Annotated in this window: 18 protein-coding genes and 1 pseudogene; 5 read left to right on the forward strand and 14 right to left on the reverse strand. The window is 56.9% G+C overall.

Annotated features, from left to right (window positions below; all coding sequences use genetic code 11):
• From CYR32_RS14600 to tssB, 9 genes and pseudogenes are all read right to left on the reverse strand, one after another.
• Positions 1-184: pseudogene (locus CYR32_RS14600) on the reverse strand (type VI secretion system tip protein VgrG); the annotation flags it as partial.
• Between the two features lie 253 nt (positions 185-437).
• Positions 438-716 carry a type II toxin-antitoxin system YoeB family toxin gene (locus tag CYR32_RS21455; protein ID WP_146000705.1) on the reverse strand — a complete coding sequence of 93 codons (279 nt, stop codon included), beginning with the start codon at positions 714-716 and terminating at the stop codon, positions 438-440.
• A 120-nt stretch (positions 717-836) separates the two neighbouring features.
• Positions 837-3476, reverse strand: coding sequence for a type VI secretion system ATPase TssH (gene tssH / locus CYR32_RS14605; RefSeq protein WP_101825688.1), 2640 nt, complete (start codon positions 3474-3476; stop codon positions 837-839).
• Between the two features lie 166 nt (positions 3477-3642).
• Positions 3643-4134: a type VI secretion system effector Hcp gene (hcp, locus tag CYR32_RS14610; protein WP_101825690.1), complete on the reverse strand. Its 492-nt coding sequence runs from the start codon at positions 4132-4134 to the stop codon at positions 3643-3645.
• A 3-nt stretch (positions 4135-4137) separates the two neighbouring features.
• Positions 4138-5499 (reverse strand): OmpA family protein, encoded by a 1362-nt coding sequence (locus CYR32_RS14615; protein WP_338152917.1) that lies wholly within the window; start codon positions 5497-5499, stop codon positions 4138-4140.
• A 338-nt stretch (positions 5500-5837) separates the two neighbouring features.
• On the reverse strand, positions 5838-6512 hold the full coding sequence (gene tssL / locus CYR32_RS14620; protein WP_101825694.1) for a type VI secretion system protein TssL, short form: 675 nt from the start codon (positions 6510-6512) through the stop codon (positions 5838-5840).
• Positions 6509-7852, reverse strand: coding sequence for a type VI secretion system baseplate subunit TssK (tssK, locus tag CYR32_RS14625; protein ID WP_101825696.1), 1344 nt, complete (start codon positions 7850-7852; stop codon positions 6509-6511). Before tssK ends, tssL begins: the two co-directional genes overlap by 4 nt.
• A gap of 14 nt (positions 7853-7866) precedes the next feature.
• On the reverse strand, positions 7867-9411 hold the full coding sequence (gene tssC / locus CYR32_RS14630; protein ID WP_101825735.1) for a type VI secretion system contractile sheath large subunit: 1545 nt from the start codon (positions 9409-9411) through the stop codon (positions 7867-7869).
• A gap of 35 nt (positions 9412-9446) precedes the next feature.
• Positions 9447-9944: a type VI secretion system contractile sheath small subunit gene (gene tssB / locus CYR32_RS14635; protein WP_180319906.1), complete on the reverse strand. Its 498-nt coding sequence runs from the start codon at positions 9942-9944 to the stop codon at positions 9447-9449.
• A 713-nt stretch (positions 9945-10657) separates the two neighbouring features.
• Between tssB and CYR32_RS14640 the strand changes: the two genes are divergently transcribed.
• The 4 genes from CYR32_RS14640 to CYR32_RS14655 all read left to right on the forward strand — a co-directional run bounded on the left by CYR32_RS14640 (position 10658) and on the right by CYR32_RS14655 (position 12974).
• Positions 10658-10903: a DinI-like family protein gene (locus CYR32_RS14640; RefSeq protein ID WP_072930436.1), complete on the forward strand. Its 246-nt coding sequence runs from the start codon at positions 10658-10660 to the stop codon at positions 10901-10903.
• A 155-nt stretch (positions 10904-11058) separates the two neighbouring features.
• A complete protein-coding gene (locus CYR32_RS14645) occupies positions 11059-11400 on the forward strand; it encodes a DUF2502 domain-containing protein (RefSeq protein WP_420912841.1) in 342 nt (113 codons plus the stop codon).
• A gap of 840 nt (positions 11401-12240) precedes the next feature.
• Positions 12241-12456: a hypothetical protein gene (locus tag CYR32_RS14650; RefSeq protein ID WP_101825700.1), complete on the forward strand. Its 216-nt coding sequence runs from the start codon at positions 12241-12243 to the stop codon at positions 12454-12456.
• Between the two features lie 131 nt (positions 12457-12587).
• Positions 12588-12974, forward strand: a complete 387-nt coding sequence (locus CYR32_RS14655; protein WP_101825702.1) for a helix-turn-helix domain-containing protein — start codon at positions 12588-12590, stop codon at positions 12972-12974.
• 90 nt (positions 12975-13064) lie between these two features.
• On the opposite strand, the gene CYR32_RS14660 is transcribed toward CYR32_RS14655, so the two are convergent.
• The 3 genes from CYR32_RS14660 to ompC all read right to left on the reverse strand — a co-directional run bounded on the left by CYR32_RS14660 (position 13065) and on the right by ompC (position 19267).
• Positions 13065-15332, reverse strand: coding sequence for a glycosyl hydrolase family 18 protein (locus CYR32_RS14660; RefSeq protein ID WP_101825704.1), 2268 nt, complete (start codon positions 15330-15332; stop codon positions 13065-13067).
• A 281-nt stretch (positions 15333-15613) separates the two neighbouring features.
• Entirely contained in the window at positions 15614-17881 is a 2268-nt protein-coding gene (locus CYR32_RS14665) for a glycosyl hydrolase family 18 protein (protein ID WP_101825706.1), read from the reverse strand.
• Positions 17882-18163: 282 nt separating this feature from the next.
• Positions 18164-19267, reverse strand: a complete 1104-nt coding sequence (gene ompC, locus CYR32_RS14670; protein ID WP_101825708.1) for a porin OmpC — start codon at positions 19265-19267, stop codon at positions 18164-18166.
• A 772-nt stretch (positions 19268-20039) separates the two neighbouring features.
• On the opposite strand from ompC, the gene CYR32_RS14675 reads away from it, so the two are divergent.
• On the forward strand, positions 20040-22013 hold the full coding sequence (locus tag CYR32_RS14675) for a DUF4034 domain-containing protein (RefSeq protein ID WP_101825710.1): 1974 nt from the start codon (positions 20040-20042) through the stop codon (positions 22011-22013).
• A gap of 84 nt (positions 22014-22097) precedes the next feature.
• Here CYR32_RS14675 and CYR32_RS14680 read toward each other — a convergent pair whose 3' ends face one another.
• Both CYR32_RS14680 and CYR32_RS14685 read right to left on the reverse strand, forming a co-directional pair.
• Positions 22098-23264: a beta-barrel domain-containing protein gene (locus tag CYR32_RS14680; RefSeq protein ID WP_101825712.1), complete on the reverse strand. Its 1167-nt coding sequence runs from the start codon at positions 23262-23264 to the stop codon at positions 22098-22100.
• A gap of 10 nt (positions 23265-23274) precedes the next feature.
• Positions 23275-25419 carry a type I secretion system permease/ATPase gene (locus tag CYR32_RS14685; protein WP_101825714.1) on the reverse strand — a complete coding sequence of 715 codons (2145 nt, stop codon included), beginning with the start codon at positions 25417-25419 and terminating at the stop codon, positions 23275-23277.
• Between the last annotated feature and the right edge of the window lie 7 nt (positions 25420-25426).

Here is a 25426-nt window from a genome sequence, read left to right on the forward strand (position 1 = left end):
GCATCAGGAACGCAGCGGGGTCAAGGGCCTTATCGGGGCTGGTAAAGGTCAGGCGGTAACAGAAGGGCAGGCTCAGCGCCTCCTCGCTGCTCAGGCCCAGGATGTCCAGCTCAGCGGTGCAGCCGCGCACGCGGAGTAAATGGTGGCGGTGGTCAAAAGCTATCGGAGGAGACGATTTTTTCATTTTATCAACCTGAGTTATAGATAATAAAAATCCAGGGATTAACGTTTCTGAAATTAATAAAAAACCGAACTAAAAAACATAAAAAAATCAAAACAGCAGAGCAGGGGAAATATTTAAAATTAAGAGATCACTTTATCAAACCAACATTAAAGCCATTACCCCCACTCTCTAACCATGTTTAAAAACGATAAAGCAGGAGTCAAAATTTAAATACCATTTAAAACCCACTTTGGTTAGCTCTTATACCAAGCCTTTAATAATGCCCCCCAATGGCATGGACGGTAATTTGCTGCCCGTCAACAGAAAACAGCACACGGTGCACATGCGTCAGCCGGATAGAACACATATTCCCGGTAAGCTTTTCAATTCTTAATTTCCCCACCTGCTTTGCGGCCTCAACAGGTGATATGCTCCTGTCTTTTATTAAATGTCGCCATTCTTCATATTTTTTTATTGCAGCGGGATGTACTTCTCTGCTTTTACCTGACTGACGCGCCTTCAGAGCCGCATCATCATTAAATGTGTAACCCATACTACACCTCTTTTAATTATTTCTTAAAATACCCCAGAGGACATGTAACAAGCCCTCATATCCGTTTAGAAAATTTTTATGAAAGAGCGCTATAAAATACTGCACAACATGTATTACTGATTATTCTATTGCATCAAATTCCAGCACAATGCCTTCCTCCTCCTCCCAGCCCAGCGTCAGGTGGGTGGTGGGCAGCTGCTGCGCCCGGCGCTGCAGCAGTTGACGGCTCAGCACTGGTAAAATCTGCTGGTTGAGCAGGCTGTCAATATTGCGGGCGCCGGTGTCCGGCAGCAGGCAGGCGCTGACCAGCGTGTCGTACAGGCTCTCCTTCACCGTGCAGGTCAGGCCGTAGTGACGTTTCAGGCGACCGGCGACCTGGGTGAGCTTCATCGCCACGATGGTCCGCAGGGCGTCAGCACTCAGCGGGCGGTAAATCAGCGTCTGGAAGCGCGCCAGCAGCGCAGGCTGGAAGTGGTCGCGCAGAATCGGGCGCAGCAGTTCGTGCAAGTCGCCGTCGGTGGCGTCGGGTTGCGCATCGAGCCGTTGCATCAGCGCATCGCTGCCGAGGTTGGCGGTCATCAGAATCACCGTGTGGCGAAAGTCGATTTCCCGCCCCTCGCCGTCGCGCATAAACCCACGGTCGAACACCTGATAGAAGAGATTCAGCACGTCGCGGTGCGCTTTCTCCACCTCATCGAGCAGCACCACGCTGTAGGGGCGCTTGCGTACCGCCTCGGTAAGAACACCGCCCTGGCCGTAGCCGACATACCCCGGTGGGGAGCCTTTGAGCTGGGAGACGGTGTGCGCCTCCTGGTATTCGGAAAGGTTGATGGTGATGAGGGATTTCTCGCCGCCGAACAGGCTGTCCGCCAGCGCCAGGGCGGTCTCGGTTTTGCCGGTGCCGCTGGGGCCGACCAGCAGGAACACCCCCAGCGGGCCGTTCTCCGGGGTGAGGCCGGTTTTCGCGGCGCGCAGGCGCTGCGCCAGGCCGCTGAGGGCTGCCTCCTGCCCCACCACCCGGGTACCCAGGTGCTGTTCGAGTTGCAGCAGGTCGCTCTGCTCATCTTTCAGCAGGCTGGAGAGCGGGACGCCTGTCCAGTCAGCGATGACGCCCGCCACGGTGCGCACATCCACATCCAGCGACAGCAGCGGTGCACTGCCCTGCACTTGTAGTAACTCTTCCTGCAGCACCGCCAGCCGGGCAGCATCGGCAATGTCCTGACGGGCCGCGATGATAAGCCGGGTCAGGCGCTGCTCTTCGTCGTACTGCTGCTGCAGCCGCTGCTGCTCTGCGGTCAGCGTGGTGCGGCGCTGTTCAATCTCCTGCAGGCGGGTCGAGCCACTGTCCGGCATCAGCACCAAATCCTGCTCAATGGCCTGCTGCTCCAGCAGCAGTGCGGCCAGCTCGGCGTGAAGGGCCGTCAGTGCATCCGGCAGGGTATCAAGGCTCATACGTACCCGCGCGCCGGCGGTGTCGAGCAGGTCGACCGCTTTGTCCGGCAGCTGGCGGCCGGTGAGGAAGCGGCGGGAGAGCGTCACCGCCGCGGTGATGGCCGCATCCCGGATATGCACCCCGTGGTGCTGCGCATAGCGGGACTTCAGCCCGCGCAGCATCAGATAGGCCGCCGCATCGTCCGGCTCATCAACGCTGACCCGCTGGAAGCGGCGCTCCAGCGCGGCGTCACGCTCAAAATATTGCTTGTACTCGCTCCAGGTTGTCGCGGCAATGGTGCGCAGTTCGCCCCGCGCCAGCGCCGGTTTCAGCAGGTTGGCCGCATCCGCGCCGCCCGCCTGATTACCTGCCCCGATAATGGTGTGCGCCTCATCAATAAACAGCAGCACCGGCACCGGTGACTGCTGCACGGCGTCAATCACGTTTTTCAGCCGCTGCTCAAATTCTCCTTTCACCCCTGCGCCCGCCTGCAACAGGCCGAGGTCCAGGGTGCGCAGGCTCACGGGTTTCAGGCTCTCCGGCACATTGCCTTCGGCGATGCGCAGCGCCAGCCCCTCCACCAGGGCCGTTTTACCCACGCCCGGCTCGCCGACCAGAATCGGGTTGTTTTTGCGCCGCCGGGAAAGGATGTCAATCATCTGGCGGATTTCGCTGTCGCGGCCGAACACCGGGTCAATCTGCCCGGCCCGGGCTTTGGCTGTGACATCCAGGGTGAATTTGTCCAGCGCGGCCTGCAGGGCGTCACTCAGGCTGTGGCCGGTGCCGTCCGTCTCGTTTTGTTGTGCTTCATCGAGTGCGGGAACGCCCTGGTTAAGACGCGCCTGCTGCTGCCGTTCTGGCCGCTCGTCAGACTGCGCATCCAGCAGCGGCGTCAGGCGGGTAAGCTGGGCGCTGCTCAGGCTGAACAGCGGCCAGGCCCCCTCACAGCGCAGCAGCAAGGGCTGCGTTATCAGCGCCTCCAGCAGATGCACGCTGCGGACGGTCTCGGCACCGTGCTGCAAGGAGGCCGTAAGCCAGGCGGCCTGCATCAGCGCCTGCACATCATCTGACAGCTGCGGGCGGGTCTGCACCGAGCGCGGCAGCGCGTCGAGGTGCGCCAGCAGGCTCTGCCAGAGCGCGTCCATATCCCATTCATAGCGGCGCGCCAGCACCGTGATGTCGCCCTCGCCCAGCTCCAGCAGCTTGAGCAGCCAGTGCTCTACCGTGATGGCGGCATGTGCCCGGGTGCGGCACAGCGTGGCCGCCGCCTCCAGCGCCCGTGCGCAATAGGGGTTTAAACGACGAAGTAATACGGCTTGCTGCTCCATGCTTTCTCTCCTTTTCAGGTACGCTACCGCCCTTCGCTGTTATCCAAAGCGCATAAGGCCGGTGCCGGGTCTGTATTGCTGTTTGGGTTTGCGTCGTCGTGTGTTGATTTCGCAAACACAAAAAGCAAAAAACAGCAGACGGCGGGCCGTCTGCTGTGAGGAGGTATCAGGCGGTGGTGCGTTCGTTCCAGGAATCGGAATGAATGATGTTGCCGTCTTTGTAGGTCCAGGTGATTTTTTCGTAACGCAGCTCAATCACTTCCAGGTGATTGTGCTTCTCATACGCCGGGTCTTTGATGTCGTGCATCAGTGGAGCCACTTTCACCAGCTTGACGTTCTCCAGTTTGGTGTTGAAGTACTCCACCTCCTGGCCCGCGTCATTGATGCGGTACCATTTGAACTCCGCAGATTTCAGGGTCTGGCCGGTGGTGACCGCCTTGTAGAGGTACGGCGTGGAGGCATCGATTTCTTTGGTAAACAGGAACGGGGTGTGGATACGGGTGCCGGTCAGCTTGCCGGTGTTGTTGTCGGTCGGGATATAGAGGTTATGCTCCTGCGCCACCACTTCGATGCTGCCTTCGCGGTCTTTGACATCCACACATCCTTTGATGTCTGCGCCGCCGTCGTCCTTGAGCCACAGATAGACTGGAATTGCCATGATTTACTTCTCCATTTTTTGAGTTAACGCATCACCCAGAGCCGGTGATACGGGGGTTGCGCCGGTGACCTGACAGGCATTCGCCTGCGGCACCAGGCTGATTTCGACCCGGCGGTTGGCCGCCCGGCCCGCCTCCGTGTCATTCGTTTCACGCGGGCGGCTTTCGCCGTAACCCTGCACTGCAAAGCAGCTCTCCGGTACCTCGCCGGTGTCACGCATCCAGTTGCGCACCGAGACCGCGCGCTTCAGCGAGAGCTGCTGGTTGGACGCCTCATCACCGGTGTCATCGGTGTGGCCGGCCACCACAATCAGCCAGCCGGGTTTGGCCTTAATCCCCACCAGCGCATTCACCAGCACTTTCGTCGAGCCGGGTTTAAGCCGGTCACTGCCGACGTCAAACAGCGACATGCTGTCGAGGCGTACGATCTTCGGTATAGGTGTGGGTTTCGGCTCAGAGGAGGGTGGCGGCGGAACGTAGCTTTTAATGGCGTTTAATACCGGCATACGAAGGCTACTTCCTTGATACAGCCCCAGACCAAGACGTAGCGGTTCCCCATTACGTGACCAGCTGTCCAGTTGCGTAGCGTGGGAGCGCAATACCACGACAGCCTGCGCTTTGGGGAGGTAGTCCTGCATGGGTACGGTGTAGTAATGCTGGATATCAAACGCGATGCGCTGCAAAAGCTGCCGGTTATGCCAGCCGCTGCTGCACAGGGCTATCATTGCAGCCACAGTAAACAGCGTAAGCGCATGGCATATCGCCCGACGGCGGGGAGTAGAAGCATGGCCTTTCGGCAACAACGGCAACACAAAGTCCGGCAGTGATGATGTCTCTTTCCCTTCTACCGGCATCCAACCCGCCACCTGGCCAAGAGAGGTCTGTTGCCTCAGCCAGTCTACCCAGAGGTTATGCTCTATCGCCCCAGCCATCGACTGGCCCTGATGGAACAGCACGGCATAAGGCAATACCGGCGGAATATCAGGATTTTCATCAATGAACGTGGGTGAGATATGCTGGCTGAACCAATTTGCCAGGCTATTCAGCATCGCCTGTTGTTGCAAGCGTACGCCGCTTTCATCTTGTGAGGTCCAGGCCGTTACGCCGCAGGGCGCGCAGTTATCCTGCCAGACACGCACCGGCTCGCTGGGAAATGCGGTCTGCCATAGAGATTCGGTGACAGCTTGCCCTGCGATATGGCTGCTTAACAACAGGGGAACTGCCTGCCGGGTTTCCCGCCGCAGCCGGCCAATCTGCCAGCGCAGTTCATACAACCGGGGGGCAAGCACCTGACCACAGGCGTATTGCTGGGGGTTAACACAAATCATCGCCGCCAGTTGCCCGGCCCAGGCAGGGCGTAGCCACAATAACTCCCGTGCCACATGGTGCAGTTCACAGCCCTCATCTACCCGCAGCCAGCAGCCCTGTGACGTTTGATAGACCGCACTTTTCCCCGGCCAGCCTGCCGTTTCTCCGCATACCAGCACGACGGGGAGGCGATAAGGTTCTTCCGGCAAATCGGAAAAACGTGTGACATCTGTGCCCACAGGCTGACGCCCGGCCCGGATAAAACCGATGATAACTATCATAATGACTACACCGGTGCTGACGCCCCGGGCAGCAGGCGGAAGGGGTAAAAACAGCAGGCATAACAATACGGCCAGCACTCCCGCCCATAGCCATAACCCCCGTTGCAGTGCGGGCTTCATTGCATCCCTCCCGGCAACAGCGTGGTGATCAGGCTATCGAGCCAATGGTCAAGCCCCCACCACAACGCAGCCAGGCTCGCCACTGACAGGCCAATGCGTACCGGCCAGTGGCGTAACCAGGCAACTGCCCCGAGCCCGGCGGAAGCAAATGCCATCACCGGATAATTCTGGGGAACACCGAAGGCTGGAACCCGTTCCCCCAGTTCCCGTACCAGTCGTATGCGCTCCGGTGCATTAACATCACTAAATCCGCCCAGAAATCCGAGCATGAGCACCCGGTGAAAACAGGTCAGCACAGCTCTGTCGGGTGCAGCTTCACGCAGTACCTGACGCATACGTTCATACAGCTGATCGCCGGCATTTATTTTGCCGAAAAATTGCCCCTGTAATGGCCTGTCATACCATTGCATACATGCGTCGTCCTGCACTCCCCGGCTTTTTGCTGCCTCATCCAGCAATGCACACTGCGCATACAGAATATGTTGACAGCTCTCTGCGCTGTGATCGGTAGCTATCAGGTGCTTCTGCACCCTCTCCAGGTTTTCTACACAGCGTTGCCAGAGCTGCTGCCCTTCACCCTCCTTAAATACCGGACCATGGCGCAAGCTGATAACCACAAGCCATGTCTCCTGTAACAAGGCGTCGATATCACACGTTTGGTTGTTACTCATGTTCTCAGCACCGCAAAGAGTTCAAGCTCGGGCTCGTCCAGCGTTCCAGGGACATAAAAGACGCAACTTCCTGCCGCCTGCATGGCCTGTGCCGCAGGGTGGGTCATATCCAGTGCGAAATACTGATTTTCCAGACGCAGCGGTATAGCTGCTGGCACATGGCTTAGCGCGCGCAGTGGAATACCCTGTCGCGACGCATTGATGACCTCATTTACCTCATCCGGGCTGCCCACCTTGCACTGTTGCGGGAACTGTTCCAGCAACTGCACCGCCGGCAGCGACGAGCGTACCGAGAGATAAAAGTCCACCTGCTCACGCAGGCGCGGGTCGTTCAGACGAGCCTGCCACTGTCGCAGCCGTTTTTCATGGGTCAGTTCGACCGCTATCACACGCGAAGGCAGACTGGCCTCAAGCAACTCACCAAGCAGTCCAAACAGCGGCGGGAAGACATCGGTCAATTGGTTGTGCCGGTAGACAGGAATATCAGTGACGGTATGCGCCAGCGAAAATGTCAGCAGACTGCCCGCCAGACGTACCAGTTCCTGATACAGACGTTCAGGATGCACCTGCGCATGGCGCTGGAAATTACCCAGCACCGGCTCTGCACCATTCAGCGCATTGAGCAGCCAGAACAGGGAAACATCGGCCACGGCAAAATCGGCCATACGCTCATTACTCTCACGGCGCATCGCCATCAGCCGTGCCAACCGGGCCCGCAATTGAGTCATCAGCTGTTCAAGCTGGTTGATGAGCCATGGGCTGGCCTTCAGGCTCAACAGCGGTGGAATAAAGCGACTGTCCTGTGTCCAACATCCCTGCCTGTCCCGGTGCAGGCGCGCTACCGGGCAGACCAGATAGTCACTGTTATCCTGGGAGTCCAGGCGTAGCGTCAGCTCATGCTGCATCGTGGCAATCTGGCGCGTATCTTCGCCAAAACAGTTACGCACATCGTGCCAGCGCTGGCGATAGCGTACCGGACGTTCAGCTTCCTCCTCCGGTTTCAGGCAATTGCCGCCATTCGCGTAGATCTGCGGCAGTGCCAGCATCGCGATAATGTCACCGCTGCCCCCTTCCGGCAGAGTCAGCGTTGGCGGCAATCTATCGGCGTTGTCACTGTCTGTCAGGGTGCCGTCAGAAAAACGCACTGCCAGACGGCCGGCTTGGAGCCGGCCCTGTTTCAGCGCATCCTGATCAAACTCAGCCGCCAGCACACCCCAGGGGTGCATCACGCCCATCAGCGCGATACACTCGGTATGCCAGGCTGTAAAAGCAGCCTGCTGCTGGAAATGCTGTGGCGACACCATAACGCCCTGCATCCATAACGGTCGCTCTATCTTCATTGCGCCTCCGGGCTTCAGGCTTTCGCCTTCGGCATCTGCGAGACCAGCGACAGGTTCACGTCCAGCCCTTCGACCTGGAAGTGTGGCACCGCATAGAGTTTCACGCGGAAGAAGCCCGGGTTGTCCTCGATGTCTTCCACGATGACTTTCGCGTCGCGCAGCGGGTGGGAAGCCTGAAGTTCATCGCCCGGATCTTTCATTTCCGTAACCAGCGTGCGTACCCAGGTGTTCAGCTCCAGCTCCAGCAGGCGGCGGTCTTTGGTGGTACCGATGTTTTCACGCTGGATAAGCTTCAGGTAATGGGCGATGCGTGACAGCAGGAAGATGTACGGCAGACGCGCGTTGATACGGCTGTTGGCGGTTGCATCCGCGGTGTCATACAGCGCCGGTTTCTGGGCGGAGTTCGCTGAGAAGAAGCAGGAGTAGTCGCGGTTTTTATAGTAAGAGAGCGGGATAAAGCCGAGGTTGGCAAACTCAAATTCGCGCGTTTCCGGGATCATCACCTCAGACGGGATTTTCACCTGGTTGCCGGTACCCAGATCATAGAGGTGGATCGGCAGGTCAGTGACGGCCCCGCCCGCCTGCGGGCCGCGGATCTGCACGCACCAGCCGTTTTTGATGAAGCTTTTCACCATATTGGCGGCAAAGGCAAACGAGGCGTTGGTCCAGAGGTATTTCTCATGGTCCGGGCCTTTGACCTCTTCCACATAGTTGAAGCTGCGCACCGGTACGGTGTCCGGGCCATACGGCAGGCGGCCCAGCACGCGCGGCATGGTCAGGCCGATATAGCGGGCATCATCCGTGTCACGGAACGACTTCCATTTAATGTACTCGGCACGGTCAAAGTAGTTGCCGATGTCTTTAATGGCCGCTACTTCTTCCATCGACTCTTTCAGGAAGAAAGCCGGGCCGACAGAGCCGATAAACGGCATATGGGCAGACGCAGACACTTTGGAGATATTGCGCAGCAGCGCCACATCCTGGGCAGAGGCATCAAACTCATAGTTTGAGATGATGGCCCCAATCGGCTCGCCGCCCGGGGTGTCATACTCCTGGATGTAGGTGTGGTAGTAGAGGCCGGTCTGGATGATTTCCGGGCTGTCTTCAAAGTCCTGACGCAGGTCATCTTTGGCGACGTCCAGCACGTCGATTTTGACGTTCTGGCGGAAATCGGTACGGTCAACCAGCGACTTCAGGCCGCGCCAGGCGGACTCCACCTGCTGGAAGGATTTATGGTGCATCACCGCGTCCAGCTGGCGGCTTATCTGGTGGTCCAGTTCGGCGATATGGTGGTCAAGCAGGGTTTTGTCCAGGCGCTCCACCGTCTGGCCGGATTGCTTCAGGCGTGCCAGGAAGACCTGTACCGCCGCGGTGACGCGCTGGTCGGCGGTCACATCCGCCAGGGCCGCACCGTCCTGAAAGTCATTGAGGTCACCCAGCTCAGAGACCGGCGTCAGGTTGATTTTTTCAAACAGGGAGGCATAGACGCCTGCGGCTTCCGGGTGCTCCAGCACCGTGGTTTTACCGGCAGAGGCGGTTTTTTCAGTGTTGACAGACATAAGCATTATCTCGCATTAATCCATTAATTGAGGAATTACGCCTTCGGCGCCAGGGCATTGAGTTCGTCACGCAGCGCGTCGCTGAGGGACGGGTCTTTCAGGATATTTTCAAGCTCTTTGCGGAAGGTGACGTTGTCGAGCAGATTGGATTTCAGGTCACGCAGCAGGTTGCGCATTGCCAGCATGGCGCGCAGCTGCGGGATTTGGCGGGCGACCTGCTCCGGCTCGAAATCTTTCATCTCGCGGAAGGCGAGGCGGACGTTCTCTTCGGTGCCGTCCCCCGCCAGGGTGTTTTCCACGGTGAGGTTGACGGCCGGCGCGAACTCCGCCAGGACGCTGTTGAAGTTGTTTTTGTTAATGCTGACTTTTTCACGCTCAGAGATCGGGCGATGCTCCTGACCGTTGCTGTAATCCCCCATGACGACCAGCTTCAGGGGTAATTCCATTTTTTTCTGGGCGCCGCCGGTGTGCAGATCAAGTTTTATATTGACGCGGGCCTTGGGGATCTCATTCTGAAAAGAACTGGACACGATAACTCCTTTTATATAAAGCAAGAGATGACGTAAGGAAAATAACTTACCCGGGAAGACAAAAGCAGAAACCAGCTATTTATCACCATAAATTAGCACTGAATTATTGGCAGATAAACAACCTTCATCTAAAAAAATTAATTTAACTATTTGAATTTTAATAATGACATTAAAAATAATGATAATTAAATTTAAATCACTGACAACTGGCGTTTTGGTTAATTTTTGATCGATAAAATAAGCTTAAAAATCAAGTGCATAAATAATATTTCCTCTTGTTTAAAAAGAGAATTCAGTGTAAGTTAATCATCCAGGAAAACAATTTTCCCCGATAAATTTATAAAACCAATAAATAAAAAATTTGATTTTATAATTCTTATCAATGAATCACTGGGCAATAAATTAATCATTATAGAAACGGCGATTTATATTTCGCCAGCATAATAAGAGTCTTATCTTAAAATCATCAGATACCCGTTCTGTCGACATTCAGGGTAAAGCCGCCTGGATAAATCGCTTTCGCGATTTATCATGCCCGGTTGAGGTGGGACAGGCCGGGTGCGAAGGCTTCCAGCGTTGTTAGGATCTCGTCGCCATACCGCATTGAGGGGTGGCCTTAAAAAATTTTTTTGCCCGCCCCGGCAAACCCATAGCGAAATGGTGGCAACCACTGTATATTCGTCCACCTTGAATTTGCCACCTTATAAGGACGCGCCATGCGTGTAGAGCTGATTTACGATAAACGCAATGTGGCCGGGCTGCCGAATGCCCATGCCATGATCACCGCTGAACTGACCAAACGGGTACACCGCGTATTTCCGGATGCCGAGATTAAAGTGAAAGCGATGCAAGCCAATGGCCTGAACAGTGATGCCAACAAACAGGACAAATCGGTACTGAACCGATTAGTGGAAGAGATGTTTGACGATGCCGATGAGTGGCTGACACACAGCGACTATTAAGCCCGGCCGCATGCTATACAGTGTGAAAAATGTATGTTTTCAGTTGCAACTGTTAAGAATCCGTATGACTGCGTAAATAGGGTAAAATCCTATAGGCGTGCACTTTTTTCAGGATTACTTTAGCGGCACCTGACTATCAGGCGCTGGAGTTTATTATGATGAAAAAAGCCGTCACGCTGTGTGCCCTGTTGTTATCGCTCCCGCTGGTTTCCCACGCTGGGGTAGAACTGGGTGTGGATGTTCCCGGTTTGTCTCTGCATATCGGCGATCAGGATCGCCGCGGTTATTACTGGGATGGCGATGACTGGCGTGACCCGCACTGGTGGCACCACCATCACCGCCATCACGAAGATGGCCGCTGGGTCTGGGTGGAAGAGCCTGATGAAGACGTGCCGCCGCCCCGCTGGCATGAGCCGCCGCCTCCGCCACGCTGGCATGATGACTGGCATGATGGCCCACCGCCACACTGGCATCATCATGACCGCGATGACTGGTAATATTGACCGGCAGCCCCTGGGCTGCCGGTTTGTTATTGGTTGCGGCTATCTGCATTACCCCTGCCGTGTTCACCGTATATTTCTGCTGCTTGTGCCCTCTTTTCACCCCACCGCCTCCGGCAAGAAATTCAGTTTGTTTTTGAATTCGTTTCTGAAAAAATAGCATCCGGTAAAATCACCCAACATAGATAAGGGAGTTCTGGCTGATGATCCGGTTACTGATCGTGTTCGTCTGTTTTGTCGCCGTATGCGCCGGTATTATTTCATTGATGCAAGGTACCAGCCCGTGGGGCTGATGCCGGCAGGGGCTGGCTGGTGAAGGGCAGGCAATTTTACTGGTTGATCGCCGGGGTGCTGGTCGCAGTGGTGCTGTTGGATGATGCCATCGCCCGGCTGATTCATTGGCTGCTGCTAAAGTAAGCGTTTACGGCACAAATTGGCGGGGAAATGCCTCTCTGCTCCCCCCATTGTTTCCTCCCGGTTGATTGATAATGGCGGCTCTCTTCCCTGATCCCTGAGGCTGCCATGACCCTGATCCCAACACTCACGTCTGTCTGGACCCTGCTGCTGAGCGGCTGTGCGCTGTTCTGGCTGTCGATGATAATGCTGGCTGTACAACTGTTCTAAGCCGCTGAAAACTCCTTTAAGCAGCTGAAAAATCATCATTTGCATCTTTATCATCCTACTTTTTGTGGCGACTCGCAGATTTGTGACGTTACGCTTCACAGCTGTCCACGGTAAGCTGATACTAGAATGCCGCCTGAGGTATTACCCCGATACCGCAGCCGCATGGCGCGCCAGCCACCGGTTGTATTCAGGCCCACTATTCAAGGATGAGAAATGATTAGAACGGTCTATCTGGACAACGTTGTCTATCAGCTTGAGGCTGACGACTTACTGACGGCGTGTGAACAGGGAAGTTATGCCATATTCAGTGAAGCTGAGGGATGGTGGGCAGTCAGGATTGACGCGCAAGGTGCCAGTGCACTGTCACCCGATCCTGCTGACGATCGGAAGGGGGCGCTGGAGACCCTCGCTCACCACCTTCACCTGTGATGAACGGCGGCGGGCCGGGGAAGCGGGCCGCCGTCTTTGCCCCTGCCCATGTCCCCCTGCCCCGCTCAACTCCGCTATTTCATAGATTTTGTGTATACTGCCCTATACCAAATTCAGAAACAGACAAACCCATGGCACACGATATTCATATCACAGTTGTCTGCGCCCTGAGCAAGTGGATTGAAAACCACCTTGGCCGCGTCATCCATCTGGAAGAGCTGGCCAGCTACTCCGGTTACTCCTTGTGGCACATGCAGAAGCTGTTCAAAGAATCGACAGGCATTTCGCTGGGTAAATATATCCGCGAACGCCGTCTGGCGGGCGCGGTGTACCAGCTCAGTGCCAGCGATACGCCAATTTTTGACATTGCGATGGATTTTGGCTTCGGCTCCCAGTCGCACTTTACTTACATGTTCCGTAAGCGCTTTAACATTACCCCGCACGAGTTCCGGCAGAACCCCGACATCACGCTGGACATCGCCCCGCCGTTGCACCTTATCCATCAGAAAACGGCCTGAGACAGGCCTGCCCGGTAAAAGCACATAAAAAAACGCCCCGGCCATCACAGCCGGGGCGTTTAATGCACCTATTACTGAATTATGCCGGAATTATTTCAGCATATCTGCGGTGACCTTCACTTCCTTTAAGGTGTTTTCTGCAAGAGTAGTGATTGCACTGCTGCCCGCACCTGGTGACCCGGCGGTAAATTTAACCGTCACTTTATCCCCGACGTTTAATTTCCGGTTGGCTGACAATATCACGTCATTACCCTGTTCTTGCTTGGAAGAGTAATAGTGTTGACCGTTAAAGGTTTCCATATTATAGGCACCGTTGACGTAGCCTACGATACGAATGTTGGCGTTAAACAGATCCTTCGTTTCAACAATAGAGAAGCCATTTTTATTAACGGTCAGGCTTTTCAAACCTTCTGTTGCTTTTTTGACATCAGCATCAAGGGTAGGATTGTTCAGCATCTCTTCGGTGACGATAATTTTTCTCAGGACGGTATATTCAGATGAACTTTGCCCCGGTTTGTTGGTAGCTTTACGTAATTCGATGACATCACCCACCTTCACGGCAGCTGTTCCTTTAGCCGCTTGTGTCAGTCTGACGGTATGCTCATTAGCCTGGGTGGTTTTGCTGCCGTAATAAACCGTACCCGCATAGCTTTCCATCCGGTATTGGTTATTCACATAGACCATATAGCGGTTTTCGCCGGTCTGATGCGCTTCATCCAGAACGGCAACAATATTCAATACATTATTGAAATATTGAAGACGCAGATCTTTCACTTCAGATTGCTCTTGTGCATCCTTCACATCCTTCACAATCTTGCCCAGCTCATGATCCGGCGTGTCACCGCTCAGATCCCAGACAATCGCGCCGCCGTAGCCTTCATTATTGATGAAGTCCACTTTTTCACGGACAGATTGCGGGTCGTCATAGGTCAGCAGCTCTTTGGTAGAGGCGTTGTACATATACGGCACGCGTGATTCGCTGTCCCAGTAGCGGGTGAAGCCGCCGTTCGCCAGTTTCTCTTTCAGCACATACCACGGGTTGGTGCCGGTGAACTGGCCGACGTCATCCCAGGCACCCTGAGAGGTGGCGGAACCCGGTGCAAACAGGCCCGGCATCCCCGGAATAATTTCGGTGGGTTCGACATTGCCCCAGCCGCGGCCGTAGTAAGGAATACCAACCATCAGCTTGTTTTTCGGCACATTATAGGTGTCAGCGTACTCTTTCAGGGTGGCAGAGACGTTGAGTTTCTGGTCAGCATCCTGGCGGTTGGCATACAGCGGCGCATTGTGGCCGGTAATCGCGTCAAAGGCACCGTGAATGTCATAGGCCATCACGTTGACGCTGTCCATCAGCGGCGTAGTCACCGCCGGGTTGATAAACTCAATTTTGCTGTGGTTGGTGGTCACGGCGGCAGAGAGCTGATAGTACTTGTCATCTTTTTTGCCCTGCGCATCCAGCTTGCTGCGCAGGCTCTGCATCAGCTTGGTGAACTGCGCTTTTTCGGCCTCGGTGTCCGGGTACTCCCAGTCCACGTCGATCCCGTCGAAGCCCCACTGCAACATAAAGGCCAGCATGCTGTTGGCCAGTTTGTCCACACCCGCATCGGTGGCGGTAGCCGCTTCGAACACGCCTTCAAGGGAGTTGTTCCAGCCGCCTACGGAGATCATGTTAGTGACGCCCGCTTCTTCGGTCATCTTGTCGAGTTGCGTCAGCAATTCAGGAGCTTTATAGGTGTCATGAATACCGACTTCACCGTTTTTCACCACGGCAAAGCCATAGTTCAGGTGGGTCAGCTCAGAGAAATCAATTTTGTCCGGCGTAAAGTTATTGTGTGCGTCATACACGCCCCACTCCGGGAAGTAACCGATCACTTTCCGCTGCTCAGCCACTTTCGCTTTCTGCTGGTTCTGGAAATCGATCGCCGCCTGGCCGGTGTACGGGGTAAATTTAAAGGTGGCGAGGGTCGTCACCGCGATTTTCGCCCCTTTTGCCCAGACGTCGTTGCTGCCCGGCAGCTCACCCGGGTTAGACCACCATTTATTGGTCCAGTAATAGCCGTTGTAACGTACCACGGTGCCTGCCTGAGAGTAGGTGGCCGCCGGGTCGTAATCCACGGCTTTCATCGCCGTATCCTCTTTTTTCGCCACGATGACGGTCAGGGTACCCGGGAAATGGTTCTGTTTTTCGCTGGCGTAGGCTTCCCAGGTTTTTCCGTTATCGCGGGAGATCATCTGGGTAGTATCAAGGCCGGAAATGGTATTGGTGCTGTCATTGGCAGAGAGGGTAGCCGCTGACGCCGCCAGGGGAGCCGTAACCGCCGCCAGCAGAATGGCGGTGGTTATTTTACTTAGCTTCATAATTGTATCCTTTTAAAAAAATCATCGCCGTAACGACATCCAGTAATGCGGCGTGCATAATAAATAGTTTTCCCTCCAGCAGAATCAATAGTTATTACACTCTTAATTAACTGACAATTAAATTAGAACGCCTTGTGTTATGTACTATTAATAAATACGTTACATACTTTCATCCGTCATGAAGGGTAATGCGGCAACCCTCTAATAATAAAATGCATAAAAAACGCCCCGGTCATAATGGCCGGGGCGCTTACCTACTATTTCACCGCAACAAATTAATCTTATTTCAGCATATCGGCCGTTACGGTGACTTCCTGCAACGTCGTTTCTGCCAGTGTCGCGAGGGCATCGCTGCCGGCACCCGGTTTCCCGGCAGTAAATTTCACCGTGACCTTATCGCCCGCTTTTAAGGCGCGACTGGCGGTCACTACCACGTCATCACCCTGCTCTTTTTTTGAAGAGTAATAGTTTTTGCCGTGGAAGGTTTCCATATTATAGGCACCGTTAACATAGCCTACGATACGCAGCGTGTCGTTAAACAGCGCCTTGGTCTCGGTAATAGAGAAGCCATTTTTATTCACGGTCAGGCCTTTCAACCCCTCTTTTGCCTTTTTAATATCGGCATCCAGAGTAGGGTTTTTCAGCATCTCCTCGGTAACGGTAATTTTCCTCAGCACCGTATAATCACCTGAAGGTTCTCCCGGCGTATTGCTGGTTTTACGTAATTCAATGACATCACCGACGTTCACGGCAGCTGTTCCTTTAGCCGCCTGTGTCAGTCTGACGGTATGTTCTTCAGGCTGGGCGGTCATGCTGCAGTAATAAACTTTACCCGCATAGCTTTCCATCCGGTATGTGTTATTCACATACACTTTATAACGGTTTTCACCGGCCTGGTGCGCCTCATCCAGCACGGCTACAATATTTAAAACATTATTGAAAAATTGCAGGCGCAGATCTTTCGCTTCAGATTGCTCCTGGGCATCTTTCACATCCTTCACAATTTCGCCCAGCTCATGCGTCGGCGTGTCACCGCTCAAATCCCAGATAATCGCGCCGCCGTAGCCTTCATTATTGATGAAGTCCACTTTTTCACGCACAGATTGCGGATCGTCATAGGTGAGGAACTCTTTAGTGGCGGCGTTATACAGGTACGGCACGCGGGATTCGCGGTCCCAGTAACGGGTGTACTCACCGCTGGCCAGTTTCTCTTTCAGCACATACCACGGGTTGGTGCCGGTGAACTGCCCGACGTCATCCCAGGCACCGTGAACGGTGGCAGTGCCCGGCGCAAACAGCCCCGGCAGCCCCGGGACGATCTCCGTCGGCTCCACATCGCCCCAGCCACGGCCGTAGAAAGGAATCCCCATCAGCAGTTTATTTTTCGGCACATTATAGGTGTCGGCATACTCTTTCATGGCCGACGACGCGTTGAATTTCTGGTCAGCATCCTGGCGGTTGGCATACAGCGGGGCATTGTGGCCGGTGATCGGGTCAAAAGCACCGTGGAAGTCATAGGCCATCACGTTGACGCTGTCCATCAGCGGCGTAGTGACCGACGGGTTGATAAACTCAATTTTGCTGTGGTTGGTGGTCACGGCGGCAGAGAGCTGATAGTACTTATCATCTTTTTTACCCTGCGCATCCAGCTTGCTGCGCAGGCTCTGCATCAGCTTGGTGAACTGCGCTTTTTCGGCGTCGGTGTCCGGGTACTCCCAGTCCACGTCGATCCCGTCGAAGCCCCACTCCAGCATAAAGGCCAGCATGCTGTTGGCCAGTTTGTCCACGCCTGCGTCGGTGGCGGTAGCCGCTTCGAACACGCCCTCTTCCGAGTTGTTCCAGCCGCCAATCGATGCCATATAAGAGACGCCTGCATCCTCGGTCATATCATCGAGCTGCGCCAGTAATCCCGGGCCTTTTTCGGTGTCGTGGATAACCACTTCACCATTTTTGACAATCCCAAAGCCATAATTCAGATGGGTCAGCTCAGAGAAATCAATTTTGTCCGGCGTAAAGTTATTGTGTGCGTCATACACGCCCCACTCCGGGAAATACCCCACAACTTTCCGCTGTTCAGCCACTTTGGCTTTCTGCTGGTTCTGGAAATCAATCGCCGCCTGGCCGGTGTACGGGGTAAATTTAAAGGTGGCAAGGGTGGTAATCTCAATCTTGCTTCCTTTTTCCCAGACGCTATTACTGCCCGGCAATTCACCCGGGTTGGCCCACCATTTATTGGTCCAGTAATAACCGTTATACCGCACCAGGGTACCGTTTTCGGAATAGGCAACGGACGGGTCATAATCCACCGCTTTAATGGCCTGATCGTCTTTTACCGCCACGGTTACCGTCAGCGTGCCGGGAAAATTATTTTGTTTTTCACTTGTGTAGGCTTCCCACTTATGCCCGTTGTCGCTGGAGATCATCTGGCTGGTATCAAGGCCGGTAATGGTGTTGGTGTTGTCATCCGCCGTCAGGGTGGCCGCGGACGCATATAAAGGAAGGGCCACTGCCGACAGAATAAGCGCCGTGGTTATTTTGTTTAGCCTCATCACTCTCTCCTTATAAAAATTAAATTTGAGATCATATCAATTCAAATTAACGCCGGAGAAATAATATTTAAAATAAACAGTATTAAAATTAATAGTTAATACATTTTAAATTAATGAGGGATTAATTTTATAAACAACGAAAAAGAGAGGATTCATGTGCCGGGGCAGAAAGGAAAAACCATTTCGGCTGGCGGCCGCCCGGGGAATAAACGAAATAAAAGAGAGGAAGGTGAAATAAAAACGCCCCCATAAGGGGGCGGATAACGGGTCAGCGGTGAACGCTTAGAACTGGTACACCAGGCCGACACCCACCACGTCATCGGTATTGATACCGGCCGCGTTGGTGAAGGTGTTGTCGTCCAGCAGGTTGATTTTGTAATCAACATAGGTCGACATGTTTTTGTTGAAGTAGTAGGTCGCGCCCACATCCACATATTTCAGCAGATCCTGGTTGCCGAACCCTTCAATGTCTTTCCCGCGGGATTGCAGGTACGCCACCGATGGGCGCAGGCCGAAGTCGAACTGGTACTGCGCCACGGCTTCCCAGTTGTCCGCTTCGTTGGCAAAGCCTTCGATGTCACTGCCGCCGCCGCCGAAGCGGGTGGCGTTGTAGGTTTTGGTGTACATCGCCGCCAGGTAGATGTTGTTGGCGTCATACTTCAGGCCACCGGTGTAGGCGTCTGCGTGGTCACCGCGGCCATACAGCGCGTCAGAATTCTGGTCAGTGGTGCGGTCAGAGCTGGCGTAGGCCGCCGCGGCGCTGAAGCCGTTGCCCAGATCGTAGGAGAGCGACACGCCGTAGCCGTCACCGTTGCTGTCCAGCACATCACGGCCATCTTCAGAACCAGAACCGCTGCTGTTTTTGCCCTGGTACTGCAGGCCGAGGCTCAGGCCGTCCACCAGGCCGAAGAAGTTGGTGTTGCGGTAGGTCAGCATGCCGTTGCCGCGCTGCAGCATAAAGTTATCCGCACCGTAGGTGTCACCGCCGAACTCCGGCAGCACGTCGGTCCAGGCGGTGACGTCATAGATCACCCCGTAGTTGCGGCCGTAATCCAGGGAGCCGTAGTCGCCGAACTTCAGGCCGGCAAAGCCGATACGGGTAAAGGTGTCTGCGCTGCCCTCATCTTCGGAGTTATTCAGCGCAACCTGGTACTCCCACTCGCCGTACCCGGTTAACTGGTCGCTGATCTGGGTCTCACCACGCAGGCCGAAACGCATGTAAGACTGGTCGCCGTCGCTGCCGTCATTGTCAGAGAAGTAATGCAGGCCATCAATTTTGCCGAACAGATCCAGCTTGTTGCCATCTTTGTTATAAATTTCGGCAGCACCTGCGGTGCCGGCAACCAGTAAAGCGGGAACCATCAGAGAGAGAATGCGGAATTTCATGTAAGTATCCTTGATCGTGATGTCGGGTGAGCGCCACTGTTACCGATGAATAATTAAACCCGACAAGGCGAATTCATTCTCAGGATAAGTGCATAATTAATCCAGAAAGAAAATGCTACCAATTTAGCAATAATGTTTCTTTGTTATAAATAAACATGTCAACATGTAATTAATTGCTGATTATTTAAACTCCGCAATAAGTCAAATAAGGCACTATTTGGTAAACTTTTCTATAAATTTGTTTAAATTCATTAAGTTATTAAAATTTAGCTTTATCGCACAGGATGATAAAGGAATTCCTAACGCGCTCACTATAATACGCCCTGCTATCATCATTATTTGTATTTATTACCTTCATTATCTCTGATAATTTGATTGTTTTTGCACCGGCCTTCTGGCCGGTTTTTTATTGCCTTTTTGTGCGGTAGTCATTATCCGTGATTAGTGATAACGGTAATTATCTATTATTTTCTCTCCTTCTATCTCCTTGGAAAATGCAGGGGTAACAGGAGCGCTGATAGCGGTAATAATAAGCCTGTCCGGCCCGCGGGTAATAATAACCTTTTGTCGCTTACTTATATCCGGGCCTGCTTTTCCTGCTTTGCCCTGCCCCGTTTGCCCCGCGTTGCTCAGGGGCAATGTTTCTCAGAACATTCTGCTGCTGGGAACCACGGCCATTACTTAGACTTATGCGCAGAAACTTCGCATAATTACCCCCACTTTTTGCCGTCCGCCACACGGCAGCCCCGTTCAGCCAGCTTGAAGGAATCGCATGCCACTTTCTGATACCCAGCCCGATGACACCCTGCGGGCGCGCACCCTGCTCCTGACCCGCCGCTTTGCCAAACTGGATGAGTGGCTGCTGATGCTGATGCGCGGATGGCAGTCGCACACCACACCAGACAGCCAGTACGGGCTGCTCATGAGCATGGAAAGCCTGTTTAGCGGCAGCGAACTGGATGCCGCCGGCCGGCTGGAGTTGCTGCGGGAGTGGGTACAGTTGTCGCCGGAGAGCTACCACGCCCAGGTGCTGCTGGGGATGTTCTGGCACGGGCAGGCATGGGCGATCCGCAGCCAGGGTGACGAAGCCGCCCTGCCGGACAGCCAGTGGCTCGGTGCGCAGCTCTGCTGTGACCACGCGGTGCTGGCGCTGCTGCGGGCCGTAGCGTGCCACCCGCGCCCGACCCACGCCTACCGCCACCTGATGACCCTGAGCGGCGGCTTTGGCGAACCTTACTGGCTGCGCGCGCTGTTTGCCGGTGAGGTGCCGCTGCCGCTGCACCAGAAATTCCGGCTGACCGGCAACCCGGTCTGGGCCGAGGGGTTGTCCTGGCTGGCGGCGCTGGGTGCCGGCGCGCCGGAAGCGTGGCCCGCGCAGCTCCCGCCCGCCCTGATCGAAACGCGCAATGAGGGCGAAGCAGCACCCGACTACTGGCTGCGGCTGGCGCTGGCGGTGCGCCCCGGCGACACCGGCACCCTGGAGTCCTGGCTGGTGTTTCAGTCCCCACACTGGGGCGGCGACCCGGCCCACCGCGAGGCAGTGGTTGACAGCGCGCTGATGGCGGGCTTTGACGACGCCAGCCAGCGCCGCTTCCGCGCGGAGGTGCTGCTCTATGCGCTGGGTGATGAGGTGGCGGAGCGCGGCAGCGACCGGGCGGAGCAGCTCCAGCAACGGCTGGCAGAGGCCCTGACGCCGCCGCCGGAACCGGCGCTGCACGCGCGGCTGCTGGAGGCGGCCGCCCCCTGCCTGGCCTACTGGCAGGATGATGATGCCGCGGGGCTGGCCTGCTATGCCAAATTGCTGGCGCTGTCACCGGATCGGGTCCCCGGCCCGTTCGCCACGCTGTTTATCTCCCGCGCGGTGCTCGCTTCCGGCGTTGAGGATGCCCACGGCGTGCTGCCGATGCTGTTGCAGCGCGCCTGCGCCCACCCGTCAGACGCCCTGCTGGCGGCCTTTGCCGCCTGCGCCTGCGCCCACGGGCTGTACGGCGTGCCGGAGAACCTGCGCCTTTCGGCCTCCCTGCTGGATTATGCCGCCTCGCTGCTGGCCGCCCAGCCGGACCGGGCAGTGACGGAGCAACAGCAGATCACCCTGGCGCACGACATGGCGCTGAACGGTGACCTGCACGCCGCCCACACCATGCTGCTCGGCATGGCGCTGCGCGGCAGCGCGCTGCACAGTTATGAACTCTATCTGTTCTACCGTGACGCCTGGCACGAGGATGTGCCGGACGACCTGCGCAGTGCGCAGGGGGCGCTGCAGGCGGCCGGGCGCGCCGCGGAAGCGGGGCTGGTGCCGGCGATGTTCGCCTACGCCAACGCCCTGCGCGAAGGCGGGGAAGAAGGCCCCGACTATGCCGGGGCGATGGCGTGGTATCAGCGGGCGATTGAGCACGGTGACCTGAACGCCCGCTACTGGCGCGCCACCTGGGCGCTGGAGGCGGGGCCGGAGGCGGACAAACAGCAGGCCGTCACCCACTGGCTGCCGGAGATTATCCGCGATGAAAGCAGCGCGACCCGCGCCGAGGCCGCCTGGTCGCTGGGCATGGCGTGGCGCGAGGGGCTGGGCTGTGAGAAGAACCGCTACAGGGCGCAACAGCTGTTTGAGCTGGCGCTCTCCATCAATCCGGAATTTGAGGCGGCGCAGGCGGCGCTGGCCGCGTTGAGTGCCTCCCTGCGGGACAGGATGGCGTTGTGGCAGGATCGGCGGCGGCTTGGGGAGGGCGGTGATTTTCTGGGGGAGTAGCGTAAGTGGGCGGCATGCGCCCTGTTCCCCAGCGCGGCCGCGCTTCAGGAAAGAAAAAGGCAGGCGCGGTGCCTGCCTTCAGGGTTACCGTTCCCGCAGGGACTCTTTGACTTTGTTGAGCGGTTTCAGCAGGTAGTCGAGGACGCTTTTCTGGCCGGTTTTGATGTCGACGGTGGCGACCATGCCGGGAACGATAGGGAACTCGCGGCCCGCTTTGTTGGTCAGGATCGCTTTGTCCGTGCGCACGTAAACCCGGTAGTAGAACTGGTCACGTTTGACTTCGTCCTGGATGGTGTCCGGGGAAACCGTCTCCACTTTGCCTTTGAGATCGCCGTAGATCGAGGAGTCGTAGGCGGTGATTTTCACCGTGGCCGGCAACCCGGGGCGGATGTAGGCGATGTCGCGCGGGTTAATGCGCGTCTCAATCAGCAGCTGATCCTCAATCGGGACGATCTCCATCAGCTTCCCGCCCGGCTGCAGCACCCCGCCGACGGTGGTCACCTGAATATCCTTCACGATGCCGCGCACCGGTGAGAACAGCTCCGCGCGCGTCACCTGGTCCTCTTTGCCCGCCATCACCTGCAGCTCCGCTTCCAGATCGGCGTTATTCTTCACCTGCTCCTCACGCGCCTTCACCGCGTACTGGTTACGCGCCTCGTCAATCTTCCCGCGGATCTCACTGGCCTGCCGCCGCAGGCGGATCACCTCTACCTGACCGGCGGCTCCTTTCGCCACCAGCGGCTCCGTCATCCGCAGCTCCTGCTCCACCAGCCGCAGCGAATCCTGCAAATTCTTCACCGTCTCATTCCGGTTCTGCAACCGCGACAGGTAATACTGCCGCTCACGCGCCACCAGCTCGGGGGACTTCATCGTCTGCGCGCTGAACTTCAGCGGCTCCCCGGTCAGCTCGGCCGTCAGCCGCTCCGCCGAGGCGCGTAACGTCTGCACCCGCGCCGCCGCTTCCCCGTAGTTAGACTGGAAACGCGTCGGGTCGAGGCGCGCCAGAATCTGCCCCTTATCGACAATACTCCCCTCCTGCACCAGCAGTTGCTTGATCACCCCGCCGTCAAAACTCTCAATCTGCTGCGCCCGGCTCGACGGCGTCACCTTTCCGGTTCCCACCGTCACCTCGTCCAGCACCGCAAAATAAGCCCAGACGAAAAACACCACCAGCGCCAGCAGCGATAGCCAGATAATCCCGGAGACCCGCTTCTGATCGCGCTCAAACTCATCCGATACAATATGCGTCATCGTCCTTCCCTCAGGCTGCGCCCTGTTGCGCCTTGGCCGCCGCGGCCTGCGTTGCCGCCGCATTCGCCAGAATCTGTTCGCGCGGGCCGTCAGCCACCACGCGCCCGTTGTCCATCACCACAATCCGGTCCACCAGCTTCAGCAGCGCCGGGCGGTGCGTCACCAGCACCAGCGTGCGCCCGGTGAGCCAGCTGTGCATCTGCCGCAACACATACTCTTCCAGCTGCTCATCCATCGAGGCGGTCGGCTCATCCATCAGCACCACCTGCGGGTTACGCAGCACCATCCGGCTGATCAGCACCATCTGCTGCTGCCCGCCGGACAGCCCGCGCCCGCCTTCGTTGATGATCCGGTCGAGGCTGGCGGCGTCCTGCTGCACCATGCTCAGCGCGCCGCTGATGCGCAGCGCCTGCAACATCTCCTGATCGGTGGCGTGCGGGTGGCCGAGCATCAGGTTCTGCCGCAGCGTGCCGAAGAACAGCCGCGAATCCTGGGAGAGGTAACCGAGCTGGCGGCGCAGGTCTACCGGGTCGACGTGGGTCATGTCCACCCCGTCGATGATAATTTTGCCGCCGGTGGGCGTCGCCTGCCCGGCCAGCAGTTTCAGCAGGGTCGATTTCCCCGCCCCCACCTTGCCGAGGATCGCCACCCGCTCGCCGGGCTTGATCTCCAGTTTGCCGAGGCCGAGCACATTCGGCCCGTGCTCTGCGTCATAGGCGTACTGCACATTGCTCAGCTGGTAATGCCCGCTGAGCGCCGGGCAGTGCGCCATCTCCCCCTCTTCCGGGCGGTCGAGCGGCTTTTTCAGCAGCTCATCCAGCCCTTTCATCGCGCTCTTGGCGTGCTGCCAGCGCGAGAACACCAGCGTCAGCTGCATCAGCGGCGCAATGGTGCGTGAGGAGAGCAGGCTGGCGGCCACCAGCGTCCCGGTGGTGATGTCGCCGTTCAGCACCAGGTAGACACCGAACACCAGCATCCCGGCGTAGGTAAGCTGCTGCACCGTGGAGGCCCAGCCGGTGAGGCGCGCGCCCCAGAGCCGCTGCTTCATGCCGATGGTCGCGCCGACGTCGTGGTTCTGCTCCCACTGGCGCTGGAAGTACGGCTCCGCCTGCAACGCCTTGATGTCCTCAATGCCTTCGATCGCCTCCACCAGCACCGCGTTGCGCAGCGCCCCTTCGCGCATCCCCTCTTTCGCCAGCTTCGCCATTGGGATCTGGATCAGTAACCCCGGGATCACAATCAGCGGGATCGCCAGCAGCGGGATAATCACCAGCGGCCCGCCGATGAACGCCATGATCGCCAGGAACAGCAGCACAAACGGCATATCCGCCGCCGCGCCCACGGTGGTGGAGGTCAGCAGCTCGCGCACCTGGTCAATCTCCCGCAGCTGCGAGATAAAGGAGCCGGTGGATTTGGGCCGCGCCTCGTTTTTCATGCTCATGGCGCGGGCGAAGAACAGCGAGGAGACTTTCAGGTCGATGCGCTTGCCCATCAGGTCAGAGACGCGGGTGCGCATCAGCCGGATGCCGTACTCAATCGCCGCGGCCAGCAGCACCCCGACGAACAGCACCCAGAGCGACGAATAGGACTCCGCCGGGATCACCCGGTCATACACCTGCATCGAAAAGAGGATACCGGCCAGCGCCAGCACGTTGCCGATCACCGACGCCAGTGAAATTTCACCGATGCGCCGCCCGGCACCGCGGAAGTTGTGCCAGAACCAGTGTTTGCGGTAGGGCTGCACAAACTCGTCGATGCGCCCGTCGCGCCCGCGCGCCGCCACCCCGACCAGTACCACATTGCCGTCGCCCTGGGAGAGCAGCGAGGAGAGGTCAGCCTGCCGCAGGATGTCACCGCCGTCCTGCAGCCAATAGCCCGCCTGCCCCTCGGCATCCAGCGTCTCGATCACCGCTGTGCTGCCCTGCTCCAGCACCACAATCGCCGGCAGAATCTCCTGCCGCCAGCGCACCCGGTCGCGGTGCACCAGGCTCACCTGTAACCCCATCAGCCCGCTGAGACGCTCCAGCTGGCGCGCCTGGCTGAGCTGTTCGAACCAGCGCATCTGCTGGCGCAGGAACTGCGGGTCGGCGGGTTTGCCGAAGATCTCCGCCGATCTCACCATCGCGGCAATCCATGCATCGGTCGTTGTTTTCATATCCACA

The sequence above is a fragment of the Chimaeribacter coloradensis genome (assembly GCF_002858715.1).
GTDB lineage: Bacteria > Pseudomonadota > Gammaproteobacteria > Enterobacterales > Enterobacteriaceae > Chimaeribacter > Chimaeribacter coloradensis.